Genomic DNA, 17,096 nt, shown 5'->3' on the forward strand with positions numbered 1-17,096 from the left:
AGAATAAGTGCCAGGTACTAAACCCGTAAGATCCTGGCTGGCCGATTGTCCCGCGGGAATAACACCACCATTTGACGCTGTCCATAAATAAGTATACGGAGCTAATCCTCCTGTTGGTGTTAAATCTAAAGATCCCGTAGCACCACCGCATTGCGAATCAATGTTAACAAATTCTCCGTTTACACCACCGTTAACAGTAATGGATGGAACTTTTCCACACTTAGGCGAAATGTTATTGGGATTTAATGGACAGGTTTCGTTTCCGCTGGAAGTAGTCCAGGCTTCCCAGATATCGGAAATCTTTATAATATCTCCACAGGTGTAGGTAATATTACCAAAGTCTAAATAAGTTATCACCCCACCCGGAAGTGGACCGTTACATCCGGTCCAGGTTGATGATGAAATCAATGCACCGGTGGTACCGCTGTAAATCTCAACAGTTCCCCAAAAGGCGAACGAAGTCCTGGTGGATCCCGTAGTGTTATTGATTCCTAATGCTAGGTTTCTTGTAATTGTTGTTGGTGTAGGACAGGAGTTACAAGTACCTCCGCCTGTCAATTTTGCGGCGACAAGCTCAAGATCTTTAGATGTACAGGAAGTGTTAGCTGGTGGAAAAGTCTGCGCAAATGACATTGATATACAAAGTACATTAAGTATCAAGAAAGCGCATAAATTCTTCGAAAGTGTAAAATTTGATTTCATACAGTTAGGATTAGTAGAATAGATTTGAAAAAAGTATTTTGGGCAGGGAGGTCTTTGCAGTTGTTTATGAGGTTGATAGATAATGGGGCTTATACTATTGAACCAAATTTAGTTTCAGAGTATTTTTAAAAAACAATTTTATCTGTGACCAACATAAAAACTCGACAAAATGCACTTTTTTAAATTTCTAGTTCTTGATTAAGGTTTTTTTGGGGTTATATTTGATTTTTGACATGGTAATTTTGGGTATTTTAAGGTTACTTTTTTCTGTTTATTTAGGTTTCACAGTTCGAAAATAGATAGTTTTAATTAAACCCCCAAAAAAAACATCGACAAAATGCATTATTTCATAGATAAAGTGCATAATTTAACATTTTTAAATAGAAAAATACTGCAATAATAAATTATTAATAAGATGTTTATAACATATTTTTATTTTAACTTTTATTTATAAGTAGTGTCTACAAAAACCGTTTAGATAAATAAGTGTAAAATTTCCTGAATATTTTCACATTTTAAATTAGTAAAACAGTTTTTAAAGTCTTTAATAAAATCTATTTTATATGATATAAAAACTTAAATTTAGCGTACTAATAATTTTTTATATGAAACAACTATTTTTAGTGCGTCACGCCAAATCAAGTTGGGGAGCGCCACTTCGGGATGTTGATAGACCTCTGACCAGTAGAGGTATTCAGGATGCACATTTGGTTTCTTCTCATATTGGTAACCAAATTCCAAAATCATTTTTAGTTTGGAGCAGTATAGCCAAAAGAGCTTCGGAAACAGCAATTATATTCGCCCAGAATATTTCCTTCCCATTAGAAAGCATTATATTTAAAGAAGAGTTATACACTTTTGACGAAAAAAAACTCGAACGAATCATAAAATCATGTCCAGGCAATTACGATAACTTAATTCTTTTTGGACACAATGAGGCAATTACAAATTTTGTCAATAAATTTGGGGACATCTTTATCGATAATGTTTCCACTTGCGGATTTGTAAATATTATATTTGACAATAACTCCTGGAATGACATAGAAAAAGGTGTTACCAAGAAAGTTATTTTCCCAAGTGATTTAAAATAAATATGAGTACAGATTCAGGATTTCGTTATATAGACAGAGAAAAAAGTTGGCTGGCATTTAATGCCAGGGTTTTACAGGAAGCCGCAGATGAAGCGGTTCCTTTATTAGAAAGGCTTCGTTTTATAGGGATTTTTTCCAATAATTTAGATGAATTTTTCCGTGTCCGATTTGCGGCAATTCGGCGTCTGAGCTTGTCCGGCGTTTCGGGAGAGAAAATTCTTGGTGGAATTTCAGCTCCGCAACTTGTTAAAGATATTACCGAAATTGTAATTAAACAACAGACAGAAAGTTTGCGTGTGCTTAAAGAAATTGAAAAAGAATTAGTAAAGCAAAACGTCATTATAATCGACGAAAAGGAAGTGTCAGAAGAACATGAGAACTTTATTAAAGATTTTTTTATCCAAAAAATAAGCCCGGAACTTGTTACGATTATCTTAAATGATCTGGCAGAATTTCCTTTGTTAAAAGACACTTCTGGTTATTTAGCTGTTAAATTAGTAATGAAATCTGAGCCAAAATCTAAAGTGCTGGGTTTTGTTATAACCAAACCTGAAGTACGCTATGCCATTATCGAAATTCCGAAAAATACCAACCGTATTGTAGAACTTCCAAACAAAGACGGTAAGCAATACCTCATAATGCTCGATGATTTAATCCGTTATAATTTGAGCAGCATTTTCAATATTTTTGATTATGAAAGCATTTCGGCGCACATGATAAAAATTACGCGTGATGCGCAATTGGACATAGATAGTGACATGAGCAAAAGCATGCTCGAAAAGATTGCAACTTCGGTAAAAGAAAGGCGTATTGGCGAACCGGTTCGGTTTGTTTATGATCAGCATATTGAAAAAGACACACTTAAATTTTTCCTTACCAAAATGGGTATCGATGTTTCGGATGGTGTTATTCCCGGCGGAAGATATCATAACCGTCGTGACTACATGAACTTTCCCAACCTTGGTCGTTTTGATTTGTTGTATCCGCCAAGAGTGCCGCTTCCGGTGGAAGGCTTGTCACTTGACGGCAGTCTTTTGAATAAGATTGCAAAGAAAGATTATTTAATAAATGCCCCGTTTCAGTCATTTTCTTATCTGATAAAGTTCTTGCGTGAAGCTGCTTTGGACCCAAAGGTAACAACTATTAAAATCACTTTATATCGTTTGGCAAAAAACTCCCAAATCGTTAGTTCGCTGATTAATGCTGCCAAAAATGGTAAAAAGGTTACGGTTCAGATAGAACTTCAGGCACGTTTTGATGAAGCCAGTAATATTTCGTATGCCGAGCAAATGCAACAGGAAGGAATTGAGCTTATTTTTGGTATCAAAGGCTTAAAAGTGCACAGTAAAATTTGTCTAATTGACCGAATCGAAGAAGGAAAACTAAAACGGTACGGCTTTATTTCTACAGGGAACTTCAACGAGAGTACGGCCAAAATCTATACCGATTTAACACTTTTTACCAGTCACCAACAAATCCTGAAGGACGTTTCTAAAATCTTTGATTTCTTCGATGTTAATTACAGAATCCATCGGTACAAACACTTGATTGTATCGCCACATTACACACGCTCCAGGTTCTACAAGTTAATTGAGAGGGAAATAAATAACGCCATTATGGGCCGTCCTGCCTACATAAATTTAAAAATGAACAGCATTTCGGATTACCCAATAATTGATAAATTATACGAAGCCAGTAATGCGGGAGTAAAGATTAAATTGCAGGTGCGTGGCATTTGTTCCTTAATTCCAGGTATAAAAGGAATGAGCGAAAACATAGAAGCGGTGAGTATTGTTGACTATTTTTTAGAACATTCCCGTTGCTATATTTTTTGCAACAATGATGATCCCGAAGTCTATATTTCATCAGCCGATTTTATGACACGTAATTTAGACGGTCGGGTAGAAGTAACCTGTCCGATATATGACGAAGACATTAAAAAACAAATTATTGATACCTTTAATGTAGGTTGGAAAGGGAACGTAAAAGCGCGTTATCATTCAGAGAAATTTGAAAACAAATACCGTGTTCGTGCTGAAGGTGAACCTGTTTTCCGTGCGCAACATCAGACTTATAATTACTATAAAGACAGACTTGAAGGCAACCAAAATACGCCAATAGCGAAAACCCAAATAACCAAATAAACGAATAACCGACCCGAGGCGCCGCCGAATTGTATGTAGCGCAGCGAAATAAATTACCTGTAATGATTTCAATAAAAAAATATGCCGCTATCGATATTGGGTCTAATGCCATGCGATTGCTTATTACAAATATTGTAGAACAACAAGATAAGGAACCGCAATTTAATAAGAGTTCGTTGATTCGGGTGCCAATTCGTTTGGGGCAAGATGCTTTTACCGTTGGGGAAATCTCGGAGGAAAATATCGACAGAATGATTGATGCAATGAAAGCGTTTAAACTGTTGATGAAAGTGTATAAGGTAGAAAAGTACAAAGCGTGCGCTACATCTGCTATGCGCGAAGCCTATAATGGGAAGGAAGTTGCCGATACTATCAGAGAAAAATGTGACATTGATATTGATATCATCGACGGCAAGATTGAAGCAACTATTATCGCGTCTTCTGATTTGCACGATTTCCTAAAAACCGACCAAACCTATTTATATGTTGATGTTGGCGGCGGAAGCACCGAGTTTTCTTTGTTTACGGATGGAAAAATGATTGCGTCCAAATCGTTCAAAATTGGAACCGTTCGTATGCTCAATAACATGGTATGTGATATCGTGTGGGATGAAATAGAAAAATGGATTAAAACAAATACCGAAGAATTTGACAACGTTATCCTTATAGGTTCCGGAGGAAATATCAATAAGCTATTCAAACTATCGGGCAAATTGCAGGACAAACCGTTGTCGTATCTATACCTGAATTCACAATATCAATATTTGAATTCATTGACTTACGAACAGCGTATCGCCGAACTAGCACTAAACACTGACCGTGCCGATGTAATTATACCTGCAACCAGAATATATTTAAACGCTATGAAATGGAGCGGAGCCCGACAATTATTTGTGCCAAAAATTGGTTTGGCCGATGGAATAGTAAAAGCAATGTATCAGGGAAAATTATAATTATGAAAACATATAGAATCATTTGCCTCATTGTCTGCATACCCCTTTTAGGATTTCATATCTACAGTTTAAACTATCAAGATTTAAGCTTTTCAACTAATAAGGGGCATTATTTAGGAATAATTGCCATGTCTTTGGTAGGATTAAGCTTTTTGATGGGAATCATTAAGGATAGAAAATATAAATAGTAACTACTCATTAACCTCCAACCCAAAAAGGTTTCGCATCAACTCCAAGTTCGGATTCAATTCAACCAATCGGTTGTATTTATCTATTGCTCTAGTGCTTTTTTTAAGTACTAAAGTTTCATTGACAATTACATTTATAGTTATATCATGGTTATGTAATCTTGATTGAAGATACCCTAAAAGTTCCTTGTCTTTTTCAAAATCTATTTTAGAACTTTCATTAGGTAATTCATGAATTATTGTCGTTCCGTCGAGTGTTGGATTATTAATCGTTAATAATGAAGCCACTATATGCTGCCCTTTTTCATTTAAACGTTCAGCATACTTTACCCATTGTTCCAGCATTTCAGTTTCAGTGAACGACTCGCTCGGCAGATGGGTAACTTCCTTTACTGTAGATTTTAAATTTTCAGTCAATTCCTTTCTATGCGATACACTTTTTAATGACATCGAAGAAACCTTCGGTTGATTTGATAGAGGAGGCTTTTCGTTTTCTGCCGGAAGTTCTTCCACTGTCATTGCGACGGATGATGCATCCGAGGCATCGCCCAACGGACCAGAGCTAATATCTTCAATTTCTGCTGCCTTCGGAACTTCTTCTACAAATGGTTTTTGGCTTTCGGCTAATGGCTGCTTAACTTCCGAAATAGAATAACTGTTATTACGATAATACGCAGGCGGAATTATAAACTCAGGCTTTTTTTTTTCTCCATCAAAATCGATAGAGCTTAACTGCATTAGCGCGAGTTCTACCAATAGGCGTTGGTTTTGGGAAACCTTATATTTCAAATCACAATCGTTTGCAATGTCAATGCCTTTCAACAAAAATGCCGAAGCTACTTTTTGCGATTGCTGTCCGTATAATTTTTGTGCCGCTTCACCCATTTCCAATAAGGAAAGCGTGGCCGGGGTTTTGGCGACCAATAAATCCCTAAAATGCGATGCCAATCCGGCAATGAAATGATGACCATCAAAGCCTTTGGATAAAATATCATTATAAGCCATCAACACTTCCGGGATTTTGTTTTCCAAAATCAAATCGGTCATATTGATGTAAGTCTCATAATCTAAAACATTCAGATTTTCAGTAACCGCCTGGCGTGTCAAGTTGTTCCCGCAATAGGAAACCACTCGGTCAAATATTGACAAAGCATCACGCATCGCGCCGTCCGCTTTTTGGGCAATGATATGTAAAGCGTCATCTTCAAATTCCACACCTTGACTTTTTGCCACTTCAGCTAAATGTTCTTTTGCATCTTTAACCGTTATTCTTTTAAAGTCAAAAATCTGGCAGCGTGATAATATCGTTGGAATAATTTTGTGCTTTTCGGTCGTAGCCAAAATAAATATGGCGTGCTTTGGCGGTTCTTCCAACGTTTTCAAAAACGCATTGAATGCTGCCGAAGACAACATGTGTACCTCGTCAATGATATACACTTTATATTTTCCGGTTTGTGGCGGTATACGAACCTGGTCAATCAGACTTCTGATGTCATCAACCGAGTTGTTTGACGCCGCATCGAGCTCAAATACATTGAAGGCAAAATCCTCATTTGGGTCATCATAACCGGGTTGGTTAATTTTGCGTGCCAAAATCCTCGCGCAGGTTGTTTTCCCAACGCCTCTTGGTCCGGTAAATAATAATGCGGAAGCTAAGTGATTGTTTTCTATGGCGTTGAGTAAAGTGTTTGTAATAGCTTGCTGTCCGACAACGTCTTTAAACGTTTGCGGGCGGTATTTACGGGCAGATACTACAAATTGTTCCATAGATTTTACTGGAATACAAATATAGAATAATTGTTGATTTGGTTATTTGGGAATGTGGTTATTTGGAAAAAACTTTTCCACAATTTATGAATCTAATGTTTATTTCCCCTGATGCTTAATTCGTGTAAAACTTTGGCAGCCTCACTCTCTGAATTGGGCGAAAAACCAGCTACAAAAACTCCTTTCTCTCCGCTGTTGGACTTAATGCCGTAAACGATGGCTTCGTCATCAGGATTGGATTCGCCTTCGTATCGGTAAATGTGCAGGATTTCATAATTGTCAGGATTATTATAAATAGCTTCTTTCTGTAGATTGAAGTCGACGTTAAAACCCATAGCTTTGAGTTCTTCCAGGGCTTTTAAAACAGAAGCATAGTGATATATGTTTTTCATATCATAAAAGTAACGATTTTTGTTGACAAGGCAAAAGCCCTAGCCCAGATAGAAGTGGAAATCCTGACATTGCGTAATACAATCATGATGAGATTGCTTCGTTCCTCGCAATGACAGATTGCAACGGATAGCTGGATAAAGCTTCTAAAATCAGCATACAACTTCTGCTATCGTCTCATTTTCGAGTAAGATAACCAAGGCACATTCTTCTTCATTAAGTTCAGTATCTTTAGTTTCGGGTTTGTAATTCCAAATGGAACCTTTTTCGAAAGCTGCGATTACTGTTGGATGCACGTAGTATTTTTTGCAGACCGTTCGCGTGTTTCCTAGTTTGGATGCGACTTCGTCCAAAACTTCTACAACTTTGTGTTTAAATTCCTTTTCATTTTCAGGTTGCGATAATTTTTGAAAAGCACCCAGCGCATTCACGCTTCCTGCCCAGCAACGAAAATCCTTTGCAGTAAAATCTTCACCTGTCACGGTTTTCAAATAGTTATTAATATCGGAAGAAGTGATGCAGCGATGGTTGCCATTATCATCATAATATTGGAATAAATCCTGTCCCGGAATGTCTTGGCATTTTTTGACAAGATTAGCCAGTTTCGTGCTTTCCAGACTCATTTTGTGCTTTATTCCTTTTTTGCCAATGAATTCAAAGTAAATTTTGTTCTTGGTAAATTGCACATGGTCGTTCTGTAATGTCGTTAATCCAAAAGAACCGTATAGCTTTTTGTACGCATCATTTCCAATTCGGATATTGGTCAACTCAATAAGTTTTACGACCAATGCCACAACTTTTTCAAAGGGCAAACCTTTTTTATTCAGATCGATTTCAACTTGTTTTCTAATTTGTGGCAGCGCTAATGCAAAACTCCGAAGCTTATGAAATTTGGATTGGTTGCGGATTTTATTCCATTCCTGATGATACCGATATTGCTTGCGACCTTTTGCATCAATGCCAGTGGCCTGAAGATGCCCGTTTTCAAAAGGCGAAATCCAAACATTTTCCCATGCCGGTGGAATTACTAGTTTCTTGATTCGCTCTAAAGTGGTTTTATCACGAACGAGTTTTTTATTCTCGTCCATAAAAACAAAACCTTCACCTTTTCGCACGCGGTAAAAGCCGCTATTAATAGCTATGAAATATCTTAGTCCGACGGATTTGGCGGTGATTTTGGGATTTCGTCCAATTTTCTCCAGTTTGGATTGTAGTCGTTGCATTATAAGAGGTCAATAAGTTTGACCTTCTCCCTGATTTTATGGTCTTCCCGTGGTTTGTGGTCTTCCTGCGGTTTTGGTTCCTGACTGGTTTCGGGATTCATTTCGGGATGTTCTTCCGGGTCCTTTTTATTTTTGATGCTGAGTTCATTCAGTACCATGGCCGCACTTTTATCAGTATAAGCGGAAGCTCCGGCAACAAAAACGCCTTTTTCTCCAGTACTCGATTTGATTCCGTAAACCGTAGCTTCATCACCCGGATCACTTTCACCTTCATAATAATAGACTTCCACAATTTTAAAATCATGCGGACTGTTTATAATTCGCCCTTCCTGACTATTGAAATCAACTGTAAAGCCTTTTTCTTTTAATTCGTCCAAAGCTTGAGAAACAGGGGCATAATGATACATATGTGGATCCATAGTTACTTTGATTTAACTGGTTATTTATCACATTAAAATTACTGTTTAACCATGCCTTTAGGTTACAGAATTAATTCAGTTTGTTATAAAATTATTATTGTAAGTTTGCACCGCAGACCGCCTTATCGTCCTGAGAAATTGGGAAGGAAAGTCCGGACACCACAGAGTAGCATATTGGGTAACGCCCAACCGTTGAAAAACGAGGACAAGTGCAACAGAAAGCAGGTACAGGTAATGCTGTAGTGAAACCAGGTAAACTCTATGCGGTGAAATTCCAAGTATATCGGCATTTAAGGATTACTCGTCCGTTGCCGAAGGGTAGGAAGCTTGATCTCGTTGGTAACAGCGAGGCTAGATAAATGATAAGGGTTTTGTCCCGACGATTCGGGACAAGATACAGAATCCGGCTTATAGGTCTGCTTTTTTTTCTTTCACTTTTCTTCGTAAATAGTATTAACTTTGTTTTTGCCCAATTAAACCAAAGTTATGAGCGAATACATTGTAAAAGTTCTCGAAGCGAAATTCATCACCCACGATGTAAAACGATTTGTTGTAGAAAAACCTTTAGGATACGACTTCATTCCCGGACAAGCGACCGACATTTCAATTAATCTGCCGGATTGGAAGGATAAATTGCGCCCTTTTACCTTTACGAGTTTACGGGAATCTAAATCTTTGGAATTCATAATTAAATTATACCGTGATCATGATGGAGTGACAAAAATGTTGGGTACTGTTAACAGCGGAGATGAACTGATTTTACACGATGTTTTTGGAACACTTAAGTATGAAAAACCAGGAGTGTTTTTAGCTGCTGGAACCGGAATCACTCCGTTTATTTCTATTTTCAGGGAATTATACAGACACAATCAAATCAAAGATAACCGACTCATTTACGTCAATAAAACTTCAGATGACATCATTATGGGCTCTGAATTATATAAAATGCTCAAGAGAAATTTTATCAATGTTTTAACCCGGGAAAATACAATAGGATATGTGGGGAAAAGAATTGACCGCAATTTTCTGATTGATAATATTAATGATTTCGGACAGCATTTTTATGTCTGTGGTCCTGATAATTTTGTAAAAGACATGACTAACTACCTACTTGATTTGGGCGCTGAAGCGGATACCTTAATTTTTGAAAAGTAAAACCTATTCCTGATTTTCGTCTTCTGATTCATCCCGAAGCGTCGGTACGAAGAACGTAAACACTGAACCACCGTAATTCTTTTGGAACGAATAATTGGGCATTTTGTCCAGTTTGGTGTATTTCGAATGTTCGACAATTAACATTCCTTCTTCGTCAAGTAATTCCTTTTCAAAGATAAGTTCAACCATTTTCTCGAATTCCTTTTGAGCCATGCCGTAAGGCGGATCAGCAAAGATAATATCGTAATTGCCGGAATGTTTCTCCAGAAATTTAAACACATCGCTTTTTATGGCTGTAATATCAAACTCAAATTCCTTTGCGGTTTTTTTAATGAAGTTTATACAGCCAATATCCCCGTCAACACATAGAATTGGGGAACAACCGCGCGAGCCAAATTCATAGCTGATGCTTCCGGTTCCGGCAAAAAGTTCCAATACCTTTAATTCTGAAAAATTAAAATGATTGTTCAAAACGTTGAACAACGCTTCTTTGCTCATGTCGGTAGTAGGACGAACGGGAAGATTTTTTGGTGGTGCTATTCGTCTGCCTTTAAATTTGCCTGAGATGATTCTCATGAGTGCAACAATATAAAATGTTCGCGCTTTTCGTCTTCAGTTAAAGAACCCAACATAAAGCTCACATCAAACAAATTGGTATTGCGGACATATTTGTACGCCATGTTATAGAGCACATCACCTTCGGCAATTTTGCCTAAAAGGTCTAACTTGAAACTCTCAGGATTCAAGTGTAATTGCTCGGCTGTAAATAGAATATAATAAAGAAAATCTTCGGGCGTTTTATATTCAAAGGAATTATAAAGCTGCAATTTTTGATTTTGGATAACGACAATCTCGAAATGCGTGTCGCTTATGTGCACGAACATTTTTGGTTCCTCCGTGTTTTTGGAAACATCCAATAATTTTTTTACCAAAACCGTATTGGCGTGCTTGTAATCAAAAGTGCCAAACTGGTCAATGAAATAATTATTTAGGTTCACATACGGAATATACACATTGTTCATCTCATAATTGCCTAATTCATCATAAGCAAAAAAATCCGTCTCAAATACTTTAGTATTAAACTGCAGATAGCTTCCTAAATACTCTTCGTCAAATAATGCTGTTGGCACAAAAGTCGAAAGGTTATTACTATGAATGATGACAACTTCGTCATAACTGGCGGTGAGTTCCTGATGTTTCTGAAATGCTTCTGCAAATAAATCCTCTACTTTAGTAGTAAGATTGACTTTCCCTAGCGCCACTTTTTTCAGCATCGTCGCTTTGTTAGTCAGCGTGTCAAAAGTAGCAAAAGACAACCCATTCAGCGAAACCTGAATTGCCAGTTTTTGATACATTTTGTCTATAACGCTGCTGTTTTGCCACATATTATTTTGAATTAGTGCGGATGGCAAACTTACAAATTTATACTGAATTTGTCTCAGTATCCGTAACATTTTGCACGGTTTATCTATTTCTTTTCTCTATTTTCTATATTCTAAATCATTATATTTGAAATTCAATTTCCAGAATAAATCCAAATGACTTCCAGCCAGTTTTACAGTTTGTTACAAAGACAGTTTCCGTTTCAGCCAACTGTAAAGCAGGATATTTTTTTTCAGAAGATTGCCGATTTCCTGACCAACTCCAATTCGAATGAGATATTTGTCCTGAAAGGTTACGCCGGAACGGGGAAAACCACTGTAATTTCGACGATAGTTAATAATCTTAGTTCCATCGATAAAAAATATGTTTTACTGGCGCCTACAGGTAGGGCTGCGAAAGTCATTGCCAATTATTCGAACAAACCGGCGTTTACGATTCACAAGAAAATTTATTTTCCGAAAAAAGGAAAATCGGGTGGTGTTTCGTTTACGATGCAGACCAATAAATATAAGAATACCATATTTATTGTTGATGAATCTTCAATGATTTCAGATGTGAACACCGAAGCCAAACTATATGAAAACGGTTCGCTACTGGATGATTTGATTTCTTATGTTTATAACGGTCAGAATTGTAAAATGATTTTACTCGGCGATACAGCTCAGTTACCACCGGTGCAATTAGACGTAAGTCCGGCATTGGATACCGAAAAATTAGCTCTGAATTACAATAAAGAGATTTTTTCCATTGAGTTGGATGAAGTAATGCGGCAGGAAGAATATTCAGGGATTTTATATAACGCCACTGAATTGAGGGAATTATTAAAGAGTTCGTTTCTGGATGATTTCAAATTCAATCTCAAAGGTTATAAAGATATTGTTAGGCTCACGGACGGTTTCGATATTGAGGATGCAATCCAAAGCGCGTACAGTAATTACAGTATTGAAGACACCTGCTTTATAGTGCGTTCCAATAAACGGGCGAATCAATACAACCAGCAAATACGCTCGAAGATTTTGGATAAGGAAAGCGATTTGTCTGTTGGCGATTATCTGATGGTTGTGAAGAACAATTATTTTTGGTTAAAAGAAACCGATGAAGCGGGATTTATTGCCAATGGCGATATTGTTGAGGTTCTCGAAATTTTTGGTTTCAAGGAATTGTATGATTTTAAGTTTGCCAAAGTCAAAATCAGAATGGTGGATTATCCCGACCAGAAACCGTTTGAAACGATGTTGTTATTAAATACAATTACGAGTGAATCACCGTCACTGACGTATGACGAAAGCAATCATTTGTATCAGGAAGTGATGAAGGATTACGAAGGTGAAGCGCAATACCGCAAGTTCCTAAAAGTAAAAAGCAATGAATATTTCAATGCGCTGCAAGTGAAATTCTCTTATGCCATTACCTGTCATAAATCGCAGGGCGGACAATGGAATACAGTTTTTGTTGAGCAGCCTTATCTGCCCAATGGCGTAGACTTGGATTATATTCGTTGGTTATACACTGCCGTAACGCGCGCGAAAGACAAACTGTATTTGATTGGTTTTAAGGATGAGAGTTTTAATGAATAGTATCCAAAAAGAAAAAAACTCAGTAACTTTGCCATTCAGCAACTAAGCCATTTAAAATGAAAAACTGGATTGTCTATTCGTTGATTTCGATGTTCTTTGCGGGATTAACTTCGGTTATTGCCAAAATGGGATTGAAAAATGTAAGTTCCGATACGGGTTTGGCGGTGCGAACCGTTGTTGTTTTTGTGATAGTTTGGCTTAATGTGTTTATCTTTCAATCGGTTAAAGATTTTAGGAATTTGACTAAAATGGATATTGTATTCCTCGCTATTTCAGGTGTTACCACTTCTTTATCCTGGATTTTCTATTACAAGGCGATAAAAATCGGGAACGTGTCACAGGTTGCTCTGATTGACAAAGGAAGTATTATAATTACTTTATTACTTTCCTTTATTGTTTTAAACGAACAATTTTCCTGGAAAACTGCTATTGGCGGAACGTTCATCCTCACTGGACTTTTAATTTTAACGTTGAAATAAAAATGCCAAAGCAACTTTGTATATTAGCCATACTTAAATTTTATTATTCTTAATGAAAATCATCGCCGTAATCCCCGCCCGTTATGCTTCTACACGTTTTCCTGCGAAACTTATGCAGGATTTGGGCGGAAAAACAGTTATTCAGCGTACGTATGAATCGGCGGTAAACACCAATTTGTTTAACGATGTTTTTGTGGTTACGGATTCTATTTTCATTTACGACGAAATCATCAACAATGGTGGCAAAGCCATTATGAGCGTTAAGGAACACGAAAGTGGCAGCGACAGAATTGCTGAAGCTGTTGAAAAACTTGATGTTGATATTGTTGTAAATGTGCAGGGCGATGAACCTTTTATCAATAAAGAACCATTGGCAAAAGTGTTGGATGTTTTTCGAAATGATTTTGACCAAAAAGTAGATTTGGCGTCGCTGATGTTTCAAATTACGGATTCTGCAGAAATCGAAAATCCAAATAATGTAAAAGTGGTAACCGATCAAAATGGCTTCGCCTTGTACTTTTCGCGTTCCGTAATTCCGTATCCACGAGATGAAAATGCGGGAGTTCGCTATATGAAACACATCGGAATTTATGCTTTTCGTAAACAGGCTCTTCTTGATTTTTATCGTTTACCAATGAAATCGCTCGAAGCTTCCGAAAAACTGGAACAACTACGCTACTTAGAATTTGGCAAACGTATAAGAATGGTGGAAACCAATCAAGGTAGCATCGGAATTGACACACCCGAAGATTTGGAGCAAGCCAGAAATCTATTGTAGTTTTTTAATCGTAAACAATTCATTGTGCGTTTCCACTTTCGGATACATTCTCAGCGAATAATTGCCACCAAATTTTGATTTATAAATCAGGTTTCGCTCTTCCTGTGTTTTGTTGATGACCATTGTATTAAACAGAATAAAACCGTTCAAATTCAGCAGCGAATTAATCCGATTGATGAAAAAATCCTGAAAAAGAAAGTTAGGCATAGTAGTATCTTCGAAAATATCAATGATAATTAGATCATACTTGTGCTTCGTTTTCAAAACATATTCAAAAGCATCATCAATCACAATCTCCAGATTCGGAATTTTATCCAGCTCAAAATACTGGTTGGCTATTGCAATAACGGCTTCGTCAATTTCAACACCAGTGATTTTTCCTTTAAATTTTATTTCATCAACTAGGGTTTTAATTACGCTGCCACCGGCAACGCCAAGAACCAACACACTTTTAAAATTCCGAATCCGCTCAAAGCCGATATATCTCAGGCCTTTTCTAAGTATTCGCTGCAAACTTCCATACGAATAATTCGTGCTTTTACTGTCTAAAACCAATTCGCCGTTATTCCATGTTACTTCAAGCGACTTGCTAACGGCAGAGTTTTTTTGGTAAATGTTAATCGGAATAAAATAGCTTAACAGTTTTTGCACCATCACTAAATATTTTCTCAAAAGTAAGGCAGAAATACTAAATTTACGAAAAATAAATCGGCATGAAAAAGCGACTTTACAAATTTATTTACTTCCGGTTAATCGGTTGGAAATTGAAAGGTACACTTGATTCGTCTATCAAAAAATGTATTGTCATCGTTATTCCGCATACATCCAATTTAGATTTTTTTATTGCCTTGCTTGTTCGCGGAATTATGAATGTTGAAATCAATTTTGTAGGCAAAAAGGAATTGTTTGCGTTTCCGTTTGGTTATTATTTCCGAAGTGTTGGCGGTGCACCGTTAGACCGAAGTGGAGGAAAGAATGTAGATGCAACGGTTGAATTATTCAACAAACATGATACGTTTCGCTTAGCATTATCGCCTGAAGGCACACGAAAAAAAGTATCAGAACTCCGCACGGGATTTTATTTTATCGCTTTAAAAGCCAATGTTCCAATTATTCCGGTGGCTTTTGACTATGGCAAAAAAGAGGTTAGGGTTGGAAATCCGGTTTATCCCAAGGGCAATTACGAACACGATATGAGAATTATTCTACCGCACTTTAAAGATGTTAGAGGCAGAATTCCGGAAGGAAGTTTTATGTTCGAATCCAATCAAAAAATTTTCTCGTAAATAGCATTGTCCTCAGAAATATTAAATAGTATCCGAATCGCTTAACACGGGAATAATTGCTATGAAAAACAAATTAGAATCTAGTGTTAGCTTAAACCTTTGATAGTTATTATCAAAGGTTTTTTTATGCAAATGATTTTCGTTACTTACATTTGTGTAAATTTCGTTTATGGATTATTTAGCACTACATCAACAGTATAATGAAGAACACCTTTTTGGAAGATATATCTCATTGCTGCATACTGAACGTTTGATTCTAAAACACCAGCCCGAAATTATTGGAAAATCTGTTCTGGGAAAGCCAATTTTTAAATTACAATTTGGAACAGGTAAAACCAAAATTTTAATGTGGTCACAAATGCACGGAAATGAGGGCACTACAACCAAAGCGTTGTTCGACTTTATAAACTACCTGCATTCCAATACTAAAGAAAGCAATCTTCTTTTAGACAATTTTACTTTTTGTTTGTTGCCAATGCTGAATCCTGATGGTGCCGAATTGTATACTCGGGAAAACGCAAATGGAATAGATTTAAATCGTGATGCCCAAAATCTTTCACAGCCCGAAAGTGTTGCGCTTCGACAAACATTTGAAAATTTTCAACCTGATTACTGTTATAATCTTCATGACCAACGTACTATTTATGGTGCTGGGGATTCAGGACATTCGGCTACAGTTTCCTTTTTGGCGCCGGCTTTTAATCAAAATCGAGATATCAACGAGGTTCGAATTAAAGCTATGAATGTCATTGTAGCGATGAACCATACTCTGCAACAATTTATTCCAAACCAGGTGGGACGATTTGATGATTCGTTTAATTTAAATTGTGTTGGTGATACTTTTCAATACTTAAATGTGCCAACAGTACTTTTTGAAGCAGGGCATTTTGCTAACGATTATGAAAGAGAAATCACTAGAAAGTATATTTTTATCTCTTTAGTTTCCGGAATTAGGTTTTTGAACGAAAACGATATAGTTCGCAGTGAAATCACTGATTATCTAAAAATTTCGCAAAATAAAGTCGTATTTTATGATTTTGTTTATAAAAATGTTAAAATAAATTATGATAGTACCGAAAAAATTATCAATTTTGCTGCTCAGTTCAAAGAAGTTCTAAACAAGGGAAAAATAACTTTTGAAGCAGAAATTGCCCAGATTGATAATTTAGAAAATTACTTTGGTCATGTAGAAATTGACGCTAAAGGCGAAATTTATAATGACGAAGAAGGTAATTTTCCAATTCTGGAGAAGAAAGCTAACTTTTATTTAGGAAAGAACATTAGAATCGTCAACGGAGCACAGCTTAGCTAACTTTTCTTTTACACTTTGGACTTTAAAATTATATTTTAACAAAATTATATTTTATGAGTAAGTTTAAATTAGACGAAGTAGACCACCAAATCCTGGATATGTTGATTGACAACACCAGAATTCCTTTTACAGACATTGCAAAAAAACTGTTGATATCAGCAGGGACTGTGCATGTAAGAGTTAAGAAAATGGAAGACCAAGGAATAATTATGGGTTCTTCATTGTCGCTGGACTATGAAAAACTTGGTT

18 protein-coding genes and 1 other RNA gene are annotated in these 17,096 nt (G+C 36.7%); 11 read left to right on the plus strand and 8 right to left on the minus strand.

Features of this window, described 5'->3' with window-relative positions; translation table 11 throughout:
* Positions 1-702 (minus strand): SprB repeat-containing protein (locus tag Q0Q99_RS08310; protein ID WP_293894191.1); only part of this gene is annotated, 702 nt, incomplete at its 3' end.
* 605 nt (positions 703-1,307) lie between these two features.
* Between Q0Q99_RS08310 and Q0Q99_RS08315 the strand changes: the two genes are divergently transcribed.
* The 3 genes from Q0Q99_RS08315 to Q0Q99_RS08325 all read left to right on the plus strand — a co-directional run bounded on the left by Q0Q99_RS08315 (position 1,308) and on the right by Q0Q99_RS08325 (position 4,890).
* Positions 1,308-1,793: a histidine phosphatase family protein gene (locus Q0Q99_RS08315; RefSeq protein ID WP_293894194.1), complete on the plus strand. Its 486-nt coding sequence runs from the start codon at positions 1,308-1,310 to the stop codon at positions 1,791-1,793.
* A 2-nt stretch (positions 1,794-1,795) separates the two neighbouring features.
* Positions 1,796-3,937: a polyphosphate kinase 1 gene (ppk1, locus tag Q0Q99_RS08320; RefSeq protein WP_293894197.1), complete on the plus strand. Its 2,142-nt coding sequence runs from the start codon at positions 1,796-1,798 to the stop codon at positions 3,935-3,937.
* A 62-nt stretch (positions 3,938-3,999) separates the two neighbouring features.
* Positions 4,000-4,890: an exopolyphosphatase gene (locus Q0Q99_RS08325; protein ID WP_293894200.1), complete on the plus strand. Its 891-nt coding sequence runs from the start codon at positions 4,000-4,002 to the stop codon at positions 4,888-4,890.
* Between the two features lie 191 nt (positions 4,891-5,081).
* Here Q0Q99_RS08325 and dnaX read toward each other — a convergent pair whose 3' ends face one another.
* The 4 genes from dnaX to Q0Q99_RS08345 form a co-directional block, all read right to left on the minus strand.
* Complete coding sequence (dnaX, locus tag Q0Q99_RS08330; protein ID WP_293894203.1) at positions 5,082-6,845, minus strand: DNA polymerase III subunit gamma/tau; 1,764 nt, start codon at positions 6,843-6,845, stop codon at positions 5,082-5,084.
* 92 nt (positions 6,846-6,937) lie between these two features.
* Positions 6,938-7,237: a hypothetical protein gene (locus Q0Q99_RS08335; protein WP_293894206.1), complete on the minus strand. Its 300-nt coding sequence runs from the start codon at positions 7,235-7,237 to the stop codon at positions 6,938-6,940.
* Between the two features lie 150 nt (positions 7,238-7,387).
* Positions 7,388-8,458 carry a DNA topoisomerase IB gene (locus Q0Q99_RS08340; RefSeq protein WP_293894208.1) on the minus strand — a complete coding sequence of 357 codons (1,071 nt, stop codon included), beginning with the start codon at positions 8,456-8,458 and terminating at the stop codon, positions 7,388-7,390.
* Positions 8,458-8,877: a hypothetical protein gene (locus Q0Q99_RS08345; protein ID WP_367175012.1), complete on the minus strand. Its 420-nt coding sequence runs from the start codon at positions 8,875-8,877 to the stop codon at positions 8,458-8,460. Before Q0Q99_RS08345 ends, Q0Q99_RS08340 begins: the two co-directional genes overlap by 1 nt.
* 109 nt (positions 8,878-8,986) lie before the next feature.
* On the opposite strand from Q0Q99_RS08345, the gene rnpB reads away from it, so the two are divergent.
* Both rnpB and Q0Q99_RS08355 read left to right on the plus strand, forming a co-directional pair.
* An RNA gene (gene rnpB, locus Q0Q99_RS08350) (RNase P RNA component class A) lies at positions 8,987-9,304 on the plus strand.
* 59 nt (positions 9,305-9,363) lie between these two features.
* A complete protein-coding gene (locus tag Q0Q99_RS08355) occupies positions 9,364-10,032 on the plus strand; it encodes an FAD-binding oxidoreductase (RefSeq protein WP_293894210.1) in 669 nt (222 codons plus the stop codon).
* Between the two features lie 3 nt (positions 10,033-10,035).
* On the opposite strand, the gene Q0Q99_RS08360 is transcribed toward Q0Q99_RS08355, so the two are convergent.
* The gene (locus tag Q0Q99_RS08360; protein WP_293894213.1) at positions 10,036-10,608 is read right to left on the minus strand and encodes an RsmD family RNA methyltransferase; all 573 of its coding nucleotides are present in this window, start codon (positions 10,606-10,608) and stop codon (positions 10,036-10,038) included.
* Positions 10,605-11,486, minus strand: coding sequence for a DUF3822 family protein (locus Q0Q99_RS08365; protein ID WP_293894216.1), 882 nt, complete (start codon positions 11,484-11,486; stop codon positions 10,605-10,607). Before Q0Q99_RS08365 ends, Q0Q99_RS08360 begins: the two co-directional genes overlap by 4 nt.
* A gap of 84 nt (positions 11,487-11,570) precedes the next feature.
* On the opposite strand from Q0Q99_RS08365, the gene Q0Q99_RS08370 reads away from it, so the two are divergent.
* The 3 genes from Q0Q99_RS08370 to kdsB are packed head-to-tail and all read left to right on the plus strand — an operon-like array spanning position 11,571 to position 14,249.
* A complete protein-coding gene (locus Q0Q99_RS08370) occupies positions 11,571-12,992 on the plus strand; it encodes an AAA family ATPase (protein WP_293894219.1) in 1,422 nt (473 codons plus the stop codon).
* Between the two features lie 56 nt (positions 12,993-13,048).
* Positions 13,049-13,471, plus strand: a complete 423-nt coding sequence (locus tag Q0Q99_RS08375) for an EamA family transporter (protein ID WP_293894223.1) — start codon at positions 13,049-13,051, stop codon at positions 13,469-13,471.
* A gap of 52 nt (positions 13,472-13,523) precedes the next feature.
* Positions 13,524-14,249, plus strand: a complete 726-nt coding sequence (kdsB, locus tag Q0Q99_RS08380; protein ID WP_293894226.1) for a 3-deoxy-manno-octulosonate cytidylyltransferase — start codon at positions 13,524-13,526, stop codon at positions 14,247-14,249.
* Here the strand turns inward: kdsB and Q0Q99_RS08385 are convergent.
* Positions 14,241-14,903 carry a spermidine synthase gene (locus tag Q0Q99_RS08385; RefSeq protein WP_293894229.1) on the minus strand — a complete coding sequence of 221 codons (663 nt, stop codon included), beginning with the start codon at positions 14,901-14,903 and terminating at the stop codon, positions 14,241-14,243. The genes kdsB and Q0Q99_RS08385 overlap by 9 nt on opposite strands.
* 59 nt (positions 14,904-14,962) lie before the next feature.
* Here Q0Q99_RS08385 and Q0Q99_RS08390 point away from each other — a divergent pair, with 59 nt between their 5' ends.
* The 3 genes from Q0Q99_RS08390 to Q0Q99_RS08400 form a co-directional block, all read left to right on the plus strand.
* Complete coding sequence (locus Q0Q99_RS08390) at positions 14,963-15,535, plus strand: 1-acyl-sn-glycerol-3-phosphate acyltransferase (protein WP_293894232.1); 573 nt, start codon at positions 14,963-14,965, stop codon at positions 15,533-15,535.
* Between the two features lie 169 nt (positions 15,536-15,704).
* On the plus strand, positions 15,705-16,847 hold the full coding sequence (locus tag Q0Q99_RS08395) for a M14 metallopeptidase family protein (protein WP_293894235.1): 1,143 nt from the start codon (positions 15,705-15,707) through the stop codon (positions 16,845-16,847).
* A gap of 53 nt (positions 16,848-16,900) precedes the next feature.
* Positions 16,901-17,096 (plus strand): winged helix-turn-helix transcriptional regulator (locus Q0Q99_RS08400; RefSeq protein WP_293894238.1); only part of this gene is annotated, 196 nt, incomplete at its 3' end.

Source organism: Flavobacterium sp. (assembly GCF_025352425.1).
Lineage (GTDB): Bacteria > Bacteroidota > Bacteroidia > Flavobacteriales > Flavobacteriaceae > Flavobacterium.